This window comes from Paenibacillus solani (assembly GCF_001277345.1).
GTDB lineage: Bacteria > Bacillota > Bacilli > Paenibacillales > Paenibacillaceae > Paenibacillus_AQ > Paenibacillus_AQ solani.
The window spans coordinates 905303-920086 of sequence record NZ_LIUT01000001.1 but is presented as its reverse complement, the minus strand read 5'-3'; the positions used below and the strand labels follow the sequence as shown (position 1 = coordinate 920086).

General features: G+C 47.6%; 14 protein-coding genes and 1 other RNA gene. 1 reads left to right on the top strand and 14 read right to left on the bottom strand.

Annotated features, from left to right (window positions below; all coding sequences use genetic code 11):
• Window positions 1-39: 39 nt before the first annotated feature.
• The 3 genes from AM231_RS04015 to AM231_RS04005 form a co-directional block, all read right to left on the bottom strand.
• Window positions 40-414 carry a hypothetical protein gene (locus AM231_RS04015; RefSeq protein ID WP_053489127.1) on the bottom strand — a complete coding sequence of 125 codons (375 nt, stop codon included), beginning with the start codon at window positions 412-414 and terminating at the stop codon, window positions 40-42.
• Between the two features lie 64 nt (window positions 415-478).
• A complete protein-coding gene (locus tag AM231_RS04010; protein WP_053489128.1) occupies window positions 479-703 on the bottom strand; it encodes a DUF1540 domain-containing protein in 225 nt (74 codons plus the stop codon).
• 139 nt (window positions 704-842) lie between these two features.
• The gene (locus AM231_RS04005) at window positions 843-1349 is read right to left on the bottom strand and encodes a YpuI family protein (protein ID WP_053489129.1); all 507 of its coding nucleotides are present in this window, start codon (window positions 1347-1349) and stop codon (window positions 843-845) included.
• A gap of 196 nt (window positions 1350-1545) precedes the next feature.
• Between AM231_RS04005 and AM231_RS04000 the strand changes: the two genes are divergently transcribed.
• Window positions 1546-3480, top strand: a complete 1935-nt coding sequence (locus AM231_RS04000) for a S8 family peptidase (RefSeq protein ID WP_054401419.1) — start codon at window positions 1546-1548, stop codon at window positions 3478-3480.
• A gap of 54 nt (window positions 3481-3534) precedes the next feature.
• Here AM231_RS04000 and AM231_RS03995 read toward each other — a convergent pair whose 3' ends face one another.
• The 11 genes from AM231_RS03995 to AM231_RS27970 all read right to left on the bottom strand — a co-directional run bounded on the left by AM231_RS03995 (window position 3535) and on the right by AM231_RS27970 (window position 14657).
• A complete protein-coding gene (locus AM231_RS03995) occupies window positions 3535-3813 on the bottom strand; it encodes a hypothetical protein (RefSeq protein WP_053489131.1) in 279 nt (92 codons plus the stop codon).
• 215 nt (window positions 3814-4028) lie between these two features.
• An RNA gene (rnpB, locus tag AM231_RS16575) (RNase P RNA component class A) lies at window positions 4029-4435 on the bottom strand.
• A gap of 118 nt (window positions 4436-4553) precedes the next feature.
• Window positions 4554-5669, bottom strand: coding sequence for a Nif3-like dinuclear metal center hexameric protein (locus tag AM231_RS03990; RefSeq protein ID WP_054401418.1), 1116 nt, complete (start codon window positions 5667-5669; stop codon window positions 4554-4556).
• The gene (locus tag AM231_RS03985; protein WP_054403525.1) at window positions 5645-6403 is read right to left on the bottom strand and encodes a tRNA (adenine(22)-N(1))-methyltransferase; all 759 of its coding nucleotides are present in this window, start codon (window positions 6401-6403) and stop codon (window positions 5645-5647) included. The genes AM231_RS03990 and AM231_RS03985 overlap by 25 nt, the downstream gene beginning before the upstream one ends.
• Before the next feature lie 265 nt (window positions 6404-6668).
• The gene (rpoD, locus tag AM231_RS03980) at window positions 6669-7799 is read right to left on the bottom strand and encodes an RNA polymerase sigma factor RpoD (RefSeq protein WP_054401417.1); all 1131 of its coding nucleotides are present in this window, start codon (window positions 7797-7799) and stop codon (window positions 6669-6671) included.
• A gap of 42 nt (window positions 7800-7841) precedes the next feature.
• Window positions 7842-9662: a DNA primase gene (gene dnaG, locus AM231_RS03975; protein WP_053489134.1), complete on the bottom strand. Its 1821-nt coding sequence runs from the start codon at window positions 9660-9662 to the stop codon at window positions 7842-7844.
• A gap of 41 nt (window positions 9663-9703) precedes the next feature.
• Window positions 9704-10183 carry a YaiI/YqxD family protein gene (locus AM231_RS03970; RefSeq protein WP_054401416.1) on the bottom strand — a complete coding sequence of 160 codons (480 nt, stop codon included), beginning with the start codon at window positions 10181-10183 and terminating at the stop codon, window positions 9704-9706.
• 227 nt (window positions 10184-10410) lie between these two features.
• Window positions 10411-12489 (bottom strand): glycine--tRNA ligase subunit beta, encoded by a 2079-nt coding sequence (gene glyS / locus AM231_RS03965; protein WP_054401415.1) that lies wholly within the window; start codon window positions 12487-12489, stop codon window positions 10411-10413.
• Window positions 12482-13369 carry a glycine--tRNA ligase subunit alpha gene (gene glyQ / locus AM231_RS03960; RefSeq protein WP_053489137.1) on the bottom strand — a complete coding sequence of 296 codons (888 nt, stop codon included), beginning with the start codon at window positions 13367-13369 and terminating at the stop codon, window positions 12482-12484. The genes glyS and glyQ overlap by 8 nt, the downstream gene beginning before the upstream one ends.
• Before the next feature lie 355 nt (window positions 13370-13724).
• Complete coding sequence (recO, locus tag AM231_RS03955) at window positions 13725-14480, bottom strand: DNA repair protein RecO (protein ID WP_054401414.1); 756 nt, start codon at window positions 14478-14480, stop codon at window positions 13725-13727.
• 36 nt (window positions 14481-14516) lie between these two features.
• Window positions 14517-14657, bottom strand: a complete 141-nt coding sequence (locus tag AM231_RS27970) for a YqzL family protein (protein WP_082341536.1) — start codon at window positions 14655-14657, stop codon at window positions 14517-14519.
• Window positions 14658-14784: the final 127 nt, after the last annotated feature.

The window sequence follows — 14784 nt, the reverse complement described above, 5'->3', positions numbered from 1 at the left end:
TTGGTTGACCCGCTATTTGCCATTCTCTCTAATAAACCATTATCTACTAAAAGGAATCAAGATAAAATAACTGATCGTAGCCAGTAAGCCGAGACCTATTGACCAAGCGCCAGTCGTTCTGCTGCCCTTGTTGTAAGCATAGTAACCCACAACAGCTGCAATGGGACCCAGAATAACCGACCACATGAACAAAGAAGCAATGCCTAACACCAAACCCACATATCCAACCGTACGGCCATTAGTATTAGAACGATCTTGTGTGCTATCTTTGCCTGTATTCCTGCGAACCTGGGCATCCATTGGGGGAGCGACCTCGGCCGCATACTCCTCACGGTGATCCTTGCGAGGGAAATCCACTCTGTTTCGTCTGCCTTCAAGAACCTTCATTTTATGCTTGCGATTTTTTTTATCCATAGTTTCCTCCATTTCCATCATCCCCAAGTACAAGACACCCGGAAGGTTATCCGGCTCGTCCTCATCAGCCCTTAGGCTTGAAGGTCAGACAGCAGGTCTCTGAAGACTTGTCAGCAACATCTTGATGGTCATCTACGTAAGGTTCTGCCCCATACTCTTCATGGAGTTTCATGTGTGAATGGCGGTCGATTTCAATCATGATCATCTCGGCATGACATAAATTTTGTTCTCCCCAGTAATGGCAATTGCTGACACTACATTTCACCAATGGTTTGGCTTCGTTGGCCATTTTAGCATCACCTCGTCAACATCTTTTCCTTAGTTTACTGTCGGTATGCACAAGAGCGATTGTCAGTTGGTACCTACAAACAAAACGCAAAAAAAGAGATACCAGCGGCTGGTATCTCTTGAATATGCCATTGCTTATTCTATACAAGACTTTTCTCCGGCTGCAAACGGCGTCCCATCAAATAGTCGCTTTCGTAGTAAGCAAGATCTTCGCGCAATTCTTCATAAATTCTGGTGATATTCATAATAACGTCACGAGCAGGACGAACCGGAGTCATCCTAAAACGGATCGCATCCTGCCCAGTATAGGCATACCGTCCATCCTCAGAATAACTTTCATTCTTTGGATAGAAAAAATTGTTTACACAGCGGTGATACAAATGATACAAAGCTTTCTCGGCAAAATCGATATCAAAGCGAGGACGACGCTGCACAACACCAAGCTTTTCATAAGAAACTTCAGAAAAGACAAGCAAATGACGTACATCCGACAGAAATCCTTTGTAAAAATGAACCGTTTCCTCCTCCTCATCTGTTACCAATTGAGACAGCGCATGTTCATTTAAAAAAGTTTCCATTATCGAAATAGCAGATTTCAACTTATCTCTGGACTCGGAACATAATTTCTGAAGATTGTCCGCTGGCATTACGATAGATCCCCCTTAAATAATCGTGACTCCAGGTTATGGCCTGGCGTTCGTTCAATTAAAATCATCGTAACACAAATTTTGGGATAACGATATCCCCAACAGGCAGGCACTTTTAAGGATTACGCATAAAAAGGATTGACACTTCCCACGCTAAGACTAAATCAATCATGAATTGCGGCGAGGAGGAAACCATGTGAAATCCCGTAACCTGTGGAGTGTCATCGGTGCCGTGGCCCTGTTGGGTGTGCTTCTCTTAATCTTTATCCCCGGATCGAAGCAGCCAGCCCCAGCGGCAGAACCAGCGCAACCACTAAAACCTCAGCAGGAGCATAAAGCAAAACACTTTACCATGCAGAGCGACATCCATGCCACACATCAACTAAACCGTCTTGATGCCAAAGCTCATCTGCACAAAATGCTCAGCAATGAATCCTTGCGCAATGCTGGGCAAATCAGATTATATACACAGAATGAACAGAAAACACACAAGCATTTTCAGCAGGTGCGATGGTATAACCTTAAACAAAATAAGATGGTGGATATTCAGGGGCAACTTCCCAAATTGAGTAAAGACGATAAGAAGCTGATCTCTCACCATTTTCAAATCGCACAGCAGAAACTTAAACAGGGCGAAGCATATGATTCCCCAAAGTTTGTCGCTGCGGGTCAGCCATACTTTGTAGTAGCGGAGCCCTCCAAGGATCGTAAATTTGGAGCAGCCGCATTGGTCAATCAAGCTGTGCTCCACGAAGTAAGCAATCACCAAAAACGCAATCTACGCTTGATCCCGTATCCAAAAGAGGGAAAATTCAAGGTAGAATCCGTTCATGCGGATACCCTGTCCGATATTACCGTTAAAACGGGTCATGATAATGAGAAGGCGAGTCACTTTTATGAAAATGAAATTGTGGTTTCCTTTCAACAGGATCCGACCAAGGAGCAGCTTCTGGATATATCTAAAGAAATCTCCTGTGAAACACCAAGAAAACTTGGTTATGCTTATGTATTCCGCTCCAAAGAGATGGATTATCAACAGCTGCGGTCTTACTTCGAGAAAAATTGGGAAACCAAATATACAGAACCTCATTACATGTATTTAACAAATGATCGTATTCCCCAAACCATGTCAAACACAGGTTCTTTACCAGAGCAAGCAAATGCCCAAGTCAATATCCCGAACGACCTGCTGTTTTCTCAGTACCAATGGAATCTGCCAGTGATTGAAACGAACCGGGGCTGGGATTTATCTCGAGGCAGTGAAGATGTGATTATTGCTGTAGTCGATACGGGCGCGGATCTAACGCATACCGATCTGGCTGGTCAATTGGTGGATGGATACAACATTGTAGATAAGGAAAAGAAACCGCTGGATGATGTCGGCCACGGCACCCACGTTGCAGGCATCATAGGTGCTCTTGTCAACAATGGAGAAGGCGTGGCCGGGGTCAGCTGGTATAATAAAATCATGCCGGTAAAGGCGCTTGACAGCTCGGGATCAGGAACGACATATGCTGTAGCAGAAGGCATCATATGGGCAACGGACCATGGAGCCAAAGTCATCAACATGAGTCTGGGCAACTATGCAGATTCGCAATTTCTCCATGATGCCGTGAAATATGCATATGATCGTGACGTTGTCCTTGTCGCAGCCTCAGGCAATGATAATACGGAGCGCCCCGGCTATCCTGCTGCCTATCCTGAAGTGCTTGCAGTTGCAGCGACCGATTCCAACCAAAAGCGGGCAGAATACTCCAACTACGGGGATTATATCGATGTAGCAGCGCCCGGAACCAATATCGCCAGCACTTTCCCCGGGAACCAGTATGCCGCATTATCTGGAACCTCCATGGCCAGTCCCCATGCAGCAGCTATGGCAGGTCTCATTCGTTCTTTGAATCCGAATTTGACGAATCAGGAAGTGATGGATGTCATGACGAGTCAAACGGTGGATCTCGGCGATAAGGGAAAGGATAAATATTTCGGTCATGGTCAGATCGATATCTTCCGCGCTTTACAAGCAGCAAGCACTCCTGAAGTTCCCTTACAAATGTGGCCGGGCCGCACCCTGCTTAATTTGGAGCAGGAACTTCGCAAGCTAACAAGGCCCCAAACAATAGATGGAGAATAAAGCAGCTTCCGCTATAAGCGTGAGCTGCTTTATTGCGTATAGTGAGCCTCACATTTATCTCTTACGGCGGGAACGGCTGGCACTTACAGCTGCTTTCTTAGCCCGCTTACCGGATACCGTCACTCCACCATAACCACCTGTACCGGTTGTGACTTCTTCTTCGCTATACGTGTAGATATGCTTCTCTACCGGTACACAGTGAATTTTATCTACTACTTTGATCGGATGAATGACAGGCACGAGTTGCGGTACATAATGGTCTCTAACGATGACGATCGGGTCACATACGATCGGTGATACGGCAGGACATGGGTTTTCATTGCAACAAGACATATGTTTGCATCTCCTTTCCGTTGATGATAATAGCTTATTAATATAGGGGCTAATTGGTATGGACGATTGTCCCCTTTAAGGCCGAATAAGCTTGCACTTATTTAAAGAACCCGATACAAAAAACGCGCATTTCCTTTACACCTCTTACGAGAAGTGCAAAGAAAATGCGCGTTTGTACCCTTACAAGCATCATAAACGATATGTTGTTGTTTAGTTGGGAAAGCTTTCCGTAAGCCGGGTTCTGTGCTCTTCGTGGTCATAACGGGAACTACCCTGCCACTTTAAGCGACAATCATCTATCTAGGCCGATCATTACTGATCGACTCCAGCGACCAACCCAGACGCGCCTCGGGCTAAGGCTGTCTCCTCGAAGGAGACTGCGTCCCATTAGGTCTTGCTCCAGGTGGGGTTTACCAGGAACGAAGTCACCAGCGTTCCTCGGGGTCTCTTACACCTCGGTTCCATCCTTGCCTGTGCCGCACTAAGGCGGCCATCGGCGGTCCATTTCTGTGGCACTATCCTTCAACTCGCGCTGACTGGACGTTATCCAGCACCCTGCCCTGTGGAGCCCGGACTTTCCTCTCGCGGCTTTGACGCCGCCAGCGATTGTCTGTTAAACTTTCCGGACAACATTACATATTATATCTTGATTTAAGAAGGGACACAACCCTTAAACTTTAACATTAGGTGCTCAATTTCCCAGTAGTGAAAGAGAGTTCTCTTATACTTCCTATTTCGGCTCATACAAACTGGAATGGTTCTGTATCGATACGAGAAGCAACAACTCGAGTTGCGTATTTATGCTCCTGCAGCTTCTGCTCCATCCATTCGGCTACCTTGACCTTCATGATCTTCTCTGCATTATGCCCCGGATCAATGATCGCCAGCCCCGCTGCCAGCGCATCTTGTGCTGTATGATAATCCACATCCCCGGTTATCAGAACATCTGCACCCCGGAATAGGGCCTTCATCATATAGCGCCCGCCAGAGCCGCCAATAACGGCAGCCTTGCGTATGGTACGGTCAAGCTCTCCTACGACCCGAACATGGGGCACATCCAGCTTCTCCTTTACCACCTCTACCAGTTCAGCCAGCGTTTTAACTTCCTTGAGTTTCCCGACCCTGCCAAGACCGAGAGACCTCCCCTTAAGATCCATGGAATAGAGATCATAAGCAACTTCTTCATAAGGATGAGCTTTCAGCATCGCCTGAATCACTTTGTTTTTGATATCATGGGGAACAATCGTCTCGATCCGGACTTCGTTCGCCCGCTCAATCTTACCTTGCTTGCCTTGAAAAGGATCGCTGCCTTCTCTTGGCATAAAGGTACCAAAGCCTTCGATATTGAAGCTGCAATGACTATAGTTCCCAATCCAGCCTGCACCTGCGCCCAGCACGGCATCCAGTACCTCTTGATGGTGGCTCTTCGGTACAAATACCACCAGTTTGGATAGCTGTTCATTATGCATGTCGTGGATAGGCGCTGTGTTTACGATCCCTACAGCCTCGCCCATCCAATCGTTCATACCGCCCTCCGTTACGTCCAGATTGGTATGGCTTATGTAGACCGCGATATCATGTTTGATAAGCTTCTCGTATACCTTGCCCATCGGCGTATCTGTCTGCAGCTGTTTCAGCGGGCGGTATATAATCGCATGATGCGCGATAATTAAGTCAGCCCCCAGCTCGATGGCTTCATCGACCACTTCTTCATTAACATCCAGTGCGACCAGTACGGTGCGAATGTCCTTTTGCAATGTTCCAAGCTGAAGACCAATCCGGTCATCCGGCTCGGCCACATGTTTTGGAGCCAGTTGCTCCATGTATTGAATTACGGTTTGTCCTTTGGCAAGCATGCCAGCACCTCCTGAATAAACTCTATATCCGATTGAATCTCACTGGCCTTATCGGCTGCTGTTGTAAGATCGGACCGTGATAAGGATTGAAGAATATGAGCCATCTTCTCAAGCTCTGATCTCCATTTATCATAGAACACCGAATTCGGGGATTGGGTCAGCCAGGGACCCATGCGTAACAGCCAGTTCGTAGATAATCGAACACGGTCGCCAATCGTTCTCTCCGTATATACCCTTTCGTTCGTCAGTTCTGTGGCTTCCGCAGGTTCTGCGACCAGAACCTCATAAATTTTACCGTCTTCCTCTAAAATAAATTCCTCAACGAGCACCCAATGATGGGAATACAGCCATTTACGCAAAATGTCTTCCCCGACATTCGGCTGAAGGACCAGCCTCCGCACACCGGCCAGCTTATCGAGGCCACGATCCAGTATCGAGGTAATCAACCCGCCCCCCATACCGGCAATGGTAATTACATCGGCCTCTCCTGCCGATAGCACATCCAAGCCGTCACCTCTTCTTACGCTGATGACATCCTTCATCCCGGATTCCATGACCTGCTTTACAGCCGCCTCATAGGGACCAAGATTGACTTCACCCGCAATCGCTTGGATAGCCGCTCCGCTTTCAACAGCAGCGACAGGGAGAAGGGCATGATCGGAGCCAATATCCGCGAGTCTGCTGCCGGGTGGAATTTTGCCCAGTATTTGCGTTAATCTTTTTGATAATTTCAACGTTGACACACCTTATCTCCTAATTTTTCGTTCAAATTACAGCCTATTTCTTACCCTAACAGAGACCATGCCAAACTGCAAACCAGCAGCTGCGTTTGCAAAGATTCTTCCAGTGTTATTTGCATTGGGCCGGGAAAAGAGCTAAAATAAAGACCAATAAAACAAAAGAAGGAAGAAATTCCAGAACCAAGGAGTTCTCCTCTTCCTCTTCAAACTCGAAAAAAAGGACCCGCTGCCGTTAACTGCAGAAGGTCCGTTGATGGGGCTATTCGAGAAAATCCTTTAGTCGCTTGCTGCGACTTGGATGGCGAAGCTTGCGAAGCGCTTTGGCTTCAATCTGGCGAATCCGTTCACGGGTCACGCCGAACACTTTGCCGACCTCTTCCAAGGTTCTTGTACGGCCGTCATCAAGACCGAAACGAAGACGCAGTACATTCTCCTCCCGCTCTGTCAACGTATCAAGCACATCTTCGAGCTGTTCCTTCAGAAGCTCGTAAGCAGCTGCGTCGGCAGGAGCCAGTGCTTCCTGATCCTCGATAAAATCCCCCAAATGGGAATCGTCCTCTTCACCGATAGGCGTTTCAAGCGATACCGGTTCTTGGGCAATCTTCATGATTTCCCGGACTTTCTCAACGCTGAGTTCCATTTCAGCAGCAATTTCCTCCGGCGAAGGCTCTCGTCCAAGCTCCTGCAGAAGCTGTCTGGATACACGTATCAGTTTATTGATCGTCTCCACCATATGCACCGGGATACGGATCGTACGTGCCTGGTCAGCGATAGCACGGGTAATCGCTTGGCGAATCCACCAGGTCGCATACGTACTGAACTTAAAGCCTTTCTTATAATCGAACTTCTCCACGGCTTTGATCAAGCCCATATTGCCCTCCTGAATCAAGTCCAAGAACAGCATTCCGCGTCCAACGTAACGCTTGGCGATACTGACAACCAGTCGCAAGTTTGCTTCGGCCAGGCGTCGTTTGGCTTCCTCATCACCATGTTCAATCCGATTCGCGAGTTCAATCTCATCATCAGCGGAGAGCAGCGGGACTCTGCCAATTTCCTTTAGATACATACGTACAGGATCATTAATCTTGATCCCCGGAGGCAAGGATAAGTCATCATCAAATCCAAATTCCTCATTCTCATGCGTTTCCGAATCTCCTGACTGGCGATGAGGGCCCTCTTCGTCATTCTCATTCACAACATCAATTCCAAGATCAGCAAGCTGCTCATAAAACTCTTCCATCTGCTCCGTATCCTGGTCGAATGGCGATAACTTCTCCATAATATCTTTATAGCTCAATACGGATCTCTTTTTACCCTGTTCAATCAACTGATCCTTGACTTGATCCAGCGTAAATTCCGTTTCTAATTCAGTATGCTGATCATTCGCCATCTTTCGACTCCCTCCTCCCTAGATACAACAATGAGCGGGTCTTCATTGTCTCTCCAGGGCAATAATCTCACTTGCAATTTGCGCGGCTCGCAAGAAATCACCCGAGCGTTCCGCTTTTATCATCTCTTCTTTTTTCTGGTTGATCTCTCTCTGCTGCGGAAATTTCAGCACCTCACGTATGCAATCATCAAGCACTTGTACATTCCACTCTGCTGGTGCTTCCATCATCATGATGGAGCTGACCGTCATTTCTAAGCGGTCGTCATGGAGCGATGACATGAATCGGCTGATATCCGGAGACTTGCCCTGTGCGTAAAAAGCATATAGATAAGCAGCAATCGCCGCATGATCTTCAATATTAAACGCTTCTCCCAGGCGATCTCCTACGTATCGCGCAGCCTCCGCATCCTGCAGCATCAGCGACAACAGCCGCCGCTCAGCAGCATGGTAAGCGGGCAGAAGTGTCGGGGTGGGCACGCGTCCTTTTTTATGCCTACCATTATTCCACCTATTTTCCTTATTATCCCCCTCATCCATCTTTTTTTGCATCATCGATTGCCGAAGCAGATTGCAATCCTGCTTAAGGCTTTCGTAGGAAAGATGGAGCTCAGAAGATAATTCCCTCAAATATACTTCCCGTTCAGTTGAGGAATTCAGTGCTGCGATAATCGGCAATGCCTCTTTGGTGTATGCGATTTTCCCGTCTTCTTCTAGCAGTATATGGTTTTTCTTCAGATATATAAGCTTAAATTTCGTTGTAGAAACAGCACTCTCTACCACATGCCTGAAACGCTCTGCACCGAACTTTCGAATATAATCGTCAGGATCCATTCCCTCGTTCATTAAAGCGATTCGCACTCTGAGACCAACACCTTCAAGGAGTGGAATGACCTTAAGTGCAGCAGCCATTCCGGCTTTGTCACCGTCATAGACAACAACCACTTCTTCAGCCAATGATTTCATAATGGCCACTTGATTTTCCGTAAGAGAGGTCCCCATTGTTGCCACACCATTATGAAGCCCTGCTTCCCATGACGAAATCACATCGGCATAACCTTCAAATAACAGAATTTGACGCAATTTACGTATGGATGTTTTTGCCTGGTGCAAGTTATACAATGTGCGGCTTTTATTAAATAAAATTGTTTCCGGGGAATTCAGATATTTCGGTTGGCCTTCCCCTAGTATTCTCCCTGCAAAAGCAATCACTTTGCCGCTGCGGTCATGGATCGGGAACATAATGCGTCCGCGAAAACGGTCAAGATAGCCTTCTTGTTCGTGTCTTGCAGATAATAAGCCACCCTTCTCCATTTCTTTTAAGTCAAAGGATCGCTTCGTCAAGAATTGAACCAACGTATCCCAACGATCTGGCGCATAACCGATCTGAAACTGATCAATGAGTTTGTCGTTCATTCCGCGGGATCGTAAATACTTCATCGCCTCTGTGCCGTGCTCCGTATTCTTCAGCAGGAAGTGATACAGCTTGGCACTAAGCTCATTCGCTTCAAACAATCGTTCTTTCTCCGGATTACGAGGAATTACGGGAACCCCTTGACCTTCCGGTAACGAAATATCATTCTCTTCTGCCATGGTCTTCACAGCTTCGGGGAAAGAAAATCCTTCGATTTCCATTCTGAACTTAATGGCATTCCCGCCCTTGCCGCAGCCATAGCAGTAAAAGATTTGGCGTTCCGGTGTAACCGTAAAGGAAGGGGTCTTCTCTGAATGAAACGGGCACAGGCCCTTCAGGTATTTCCCCTGTTTGGTAAGATGCACGTATTTACTGACCGTGTCGACAATATCGCTCTTGGCCAGAACTTCCTCAATGACATCATCCGGAATATTGCCTTGTCCGGTAATCATCCAAACCACCTTCATCTCTTTTGGCACGTAAATAGTATTCGCTACGGGTGGACATTCTCCTGCAATTCATGCAAAAGTTTTGTCAGTTTATGTTGAAAAAACCTCCGGTCTTCGTCAACCAATTTTTTGGGACCTTTTCCGTACCTTCCTTGCTTTCTCGCTTTGGCTTGATGGTGCCGGGAATCGAGCATAAAATCAATATCCGAATTATGGAAAATCCGACCCCGAAAGGATATAACATGGCATGATTTGGCAAGTGCAAGGGCAGCCAGTCCATAATCCTGCGTCACTACGATATCTCCTCTGGAGATATGGTTGGCAATGTAGAGATCCGCACTTTGGTCACTTCGATCCACCTGGATCGTTGTAACTCCTGTCTCCGGCTGCTGCAGATGATCATAGGAAGAAACAAGCAGTACCGGCACACGGAATGCAAGGGCCGTCTCGGCAATTTCTTTCTTAACTGGACATGCATCCCCATCAACCACGATCGAAATGGAGCAGCTATCGTTCATTCGCATCACCAGCTCTATCTAATCTTAGAATCATCTTTATAACTGTATATTATTATATACGTCTTTGGCCGAATAAAATCCTGCTTCACAAATAAACAATGCGGCAGCTATTGCTTGCTCCCCTCCAGCAATACCTGTTATGCATAGCGAAAGCGCCATCCGGCGCTTCTGCGCAGGCTGTCGCTTTCACTGAACAATGCATTATAACATTTGCTTAATCATACTGCCACCAACTACCACACCAATTTTGTGAAATCGGCGTAGCGTTTTAAATCACCGTCGATTCCCGAGAGCAAGGCAAGACGATTTGCACGGACTGCTTCATCTTCGGCCATAACCATGACGGAATCAAAAAACTTCGTGATCGGTCCTTTCAATCCACTGAGCAAGGACAGCGAGCGTTCGCCATCCGCTGCCTCTAGTGCAGCTTGGTAATCGTTACGGATCGCTTGCCAAGCTTCATATAGCTCGCTCTCCTCAAGCTCTGTAAACAGTTCCGAATTAACAGCAGCCTTGCCTGCCTTGGCAGCCAAATTGCTTACCCTATTGAAGGACTCAACCACCGTTTTGAAATCCTCAACATTCTCCACAGCATGCATGAGGGCATGGCCGCGGGATACAACCGACACAACATGATCAAATCCGGCTGTAATGACCGCATCCACCACATCATAACGCTGATCTTCAGACAGCAGCTTCTTCACACGCAGGCCGAAGAATTCCTTAAGGTCTTTACGGATTTCATCAGTGGAGCGCTTCAAGGCCCGAATGTTCTCATGAACCTCCAGAGCTATGCCAAACACATCCGATAACGTTACGGGTAGTTGATGCTCCAGTATAATTTGTACGATACCTGCAGCCTGACGACGCAGTGCATATGGATCCTGGGAGCCGGTTGGGATAATGCCGATGGAGAAGCAGCCTACAATGGTGTCGATTTTATCTGCAATGCTGACGATGGATCCGACTTGAGTGGAAGGGACTGCATCTCCCGCAAAGCGAGGCTGGTAATGCTCAAAGACCGCTTTAGCCACATCTTCCTTCTCACCGGCTTTTCTTGCGTAATCTTCGCCCATTACGCCCTGCAGCTCAGGGAACTCATAAACCATCTGGGTAACCAGATCGAATTTGCAAATATCCGCAGCTCGGCTTACAGAATCTGCCGTATCTGCCGAGATATTAAATTTTGCTGACAGCTGATCGGAAATCCGGCGGATTCGGCGGACTTTATCGCCGATGGTACCGAGTTCTTCATGGAACACAATGCTTTCCAGCTTCGACAGCGCGTCTTTGATCTGCAGCTTCTGATCTTCCTCGTAGAAGAATTTCGCATCTGACAAACGTGCGCGAAGCACCTTCTCGTTTCCTCTTGCAATAACGTCCAGCGAACGTCTGTCTCCGTTACGAACCGTTACGAAGAATGGAAGCAGCTGTCCCTGGTTATCGAGTACCGGGAAATAGCGCTGATGCTCGCGCATCGAAGTAATCAGTACTTCCTGCGGGATATGAAGGAACGAAGAATCGAATGTTCCGTACAACACGGTTGGAGTTTCAACCAGGAACAAGACCTCTTCAAGCAGGTCATCCTTGATTGCGATATTCCAGCCTTTCTCCTGGGCCAAATTCTCGATCTGCGCCACAATCATATCTTGGCGCTCCTTCACATCTACGATGACATGCTGTTCACGAAGAACATCACGATATGCCGAGGCCTCAGAAATAACAACAGCTTCACCACCAAGGAATCGATGACCACGTGTTACGTTTCCTGCCTTTACACCCGTAATTTCCAGATCGATTATATCACTGCCCAGCAAAGCGACCATCCACTTTATCGGACGTACAAATTTAAATTCGTGTGCTCCCCAGCGCATGTTTTTTGGGAACGTCATCGAAGTTAAGATACCATGAAGTCCTTCAGAAAGAATCGACTTCGTCTCTACACCGACGCTATTCTTGGTCACATAGATATACTCCACCCCACCGAGTTCCTTAAACGTAAAGCTTTCCGGATCTACGCCTTGGCTCTTGGCAAAACCAAGCGCAGCTTTGCTCCACTGGCCGCTCTCATCCAAAGCGATCTTGCGGGAAGGGCCTTTCACTTCCTCGCTGATATCCTCCTGCTTATCGGCAACGTTTTGTACCCATACCGCTAAGCGGCGCGGCGTAGCGTAAGCCGTAACTTCTCCATGCCCGATTCTGGAAGCATCCAGCCATTTAACCACTTTGTCCTGTAGCTGCTCCATTGCGGCGCGCAGAAACCTTGCCGGGACCTCTTCCAGACCAATCTCGAACAGTAAATCTCTAGACATGCTCTGCGCCCCCTTTCTTAATCAGCGGGAAGCCCAGCTTCTCGCGTTCCTCCAAATATGTTGCCGCTACCTGACGCGCCAGGTTCCGCACACGCATAATGTATCCCGTTCTCTCCGTAACGCTGATCGCGCCTCGAGCATCCAGCAGGTTAAACGTGTGAGAGCACTTCAGCACATAATCATAAGCCGGGAAGACAAGATGCTGGTTCATCGCTTTGTTTGCTTCTTCCTCGTACATGTTAAACAACGTAAACAGCATTTTGACATCCGATACTTCAAATGTGTACTTCGAATGCTCATATTCCGGCTGATGGAAAACATCCCCGTATGTGATGCCGTCCACCCACTCCAGGTCGAACACATTCTCTTTATCCTGAATATAGGATGCAAGACGCTCCATCCCGTAGGTGATTTCTACAGCGACCGGATTGGCGTCAATGCCGCCAACCTGTTGGAAGTAGGTAAATTGGGTAATTTCCATCCCATCCAGCCATACTTCCCAACCCAGGCCCCATGCACCGAGTGTCGGGGCTTCCCAGTTATCCTCAACAAAACGGATGTCATGATCAAGCGGATTGATGCCAAGACGCTCCAAACTCTCCAAATACAACTCTTGAATATTATCAGGCGAAGGTTTCAATATAACCTGAAATTGGTGATGCTGATACAAACGGTTCGGGTTCTCCCCATAACGACCGTCAGCCGGGCGGCGGGAAGGCTCCACATATGCCACATTCCACGGCTCAGGTCCGATTGAACGCAAATACGTCATCGGGTTCATGGTACCGGCACCTTTTTCCGTGTCGTACGGCTGCACGATGATACAGTTCTGTTCGGCCCAAAACTGCTGCAGCGTCAAAATCATTTGTTGAAAATTCATGATTTTTGCTCCTTTTCTTTCTTTTTCAATTCCAAATTCGCAATTTCTCTGTACAACAAAAAGCTCTCGTCCTACGCCTGTTGCACAGACATAGGGACGAGAGCTGTAGCTTCCCGCGGTTCCACCCTACTTGGCCTTGCTAATGGTCGCCGACAATTCTTAAGCGATAAGCAAAACCCACTTTATCGTTTCACCATGCTCCCGGGTGCCCTGTTCATGAATATCTCCTGCCAGGCTTCCACCGCCCCCGGCTCGCTATCACGGATGGATTACTCACTACTTTCCCGTTCAATGCATGTCAGTATTCAAAAAACTAATAAACTGATAAATATAATACCTCATTCTATACCTTACGTCAAATGTTGTACTTGTCCATTTGATCGAGAAAATTTTGCGACTTCAGACGTAATCCCAGCTGCATGTCCATGAGCGCTCTCAGTACTTTTTTGAGCTCGGCTTTCGTCTCATCCTTTACATCGATGTTGCCCAGCCGTCTTAAATCCAGTTTGCCAAACATGCGCAGCACCTTCAATGTTCGGGGCGAGATCGCCATGGCTGGGGGATCCAGATGTTTGCAGTAACGGCACAGTACCCCGCCCAAGCGGGGACTAACCAGCATATCTTCATCAGCCCTGGGTTGATTGCACGAAATGCAAACACCCAGCTCAGGCCCATAGCCCGCTGCCTGCAAAATTTTCATCTCGTACAAATTGATGATGATTTGAGGATCCTTATCCTCTTGAAGCGCCTGTAGACAAGCTTTTAGCTGATGAAACCAAAAAGCGCCCGTCTCCTCATCCTGCAGCACCCGATCCAAGAGCTCGCAAGCATAAGAAGCATAGGCCGCTTTAATTAAGTCTTCCCGGAGCTCGTGATGGGACTCCATGATCTCCCCGGCGTTCAAGGTTCCTAGCCCGGTGCCATTCCGAAAAAACACATACTCGCCATACGTAAACAGCTGGGTCAGAGCAGCATGCCGGCTTTTCACCTTTTTTGCTCCTCTGACCAGCACGCCTACCTTGCCCGATTCCTGGGTGCAAAGTGTAATGATTTTGTTCCCTTCTCCGTAGTCCATGCTGCGGATGACAATCCCTTCCGCCCGATATAGCATGCGCTTTCCCCCAACCATTCCTGGAGCAACCAATAATTATTCGTCTTCTTCATAAGGGGCCGCCTCATCTTCAACGGATGCAGCTGTAAGGACCGTTTCGCCTTCGGTTTCCTTATACAGCAAATACGCATCGACATCTCCAGTCATCGCAAAATACTTCCACGAAAAATCTCGCATTCGTATTCATCCTCTCTCTCGGAAATGACGTATCGCATATACGAAAATTAGGATGTACATTCATGGCGGATTTATGAATTGCAATTGTTGGCAGGCGGCCACAGTGCATAATCTACGTATAATTCTA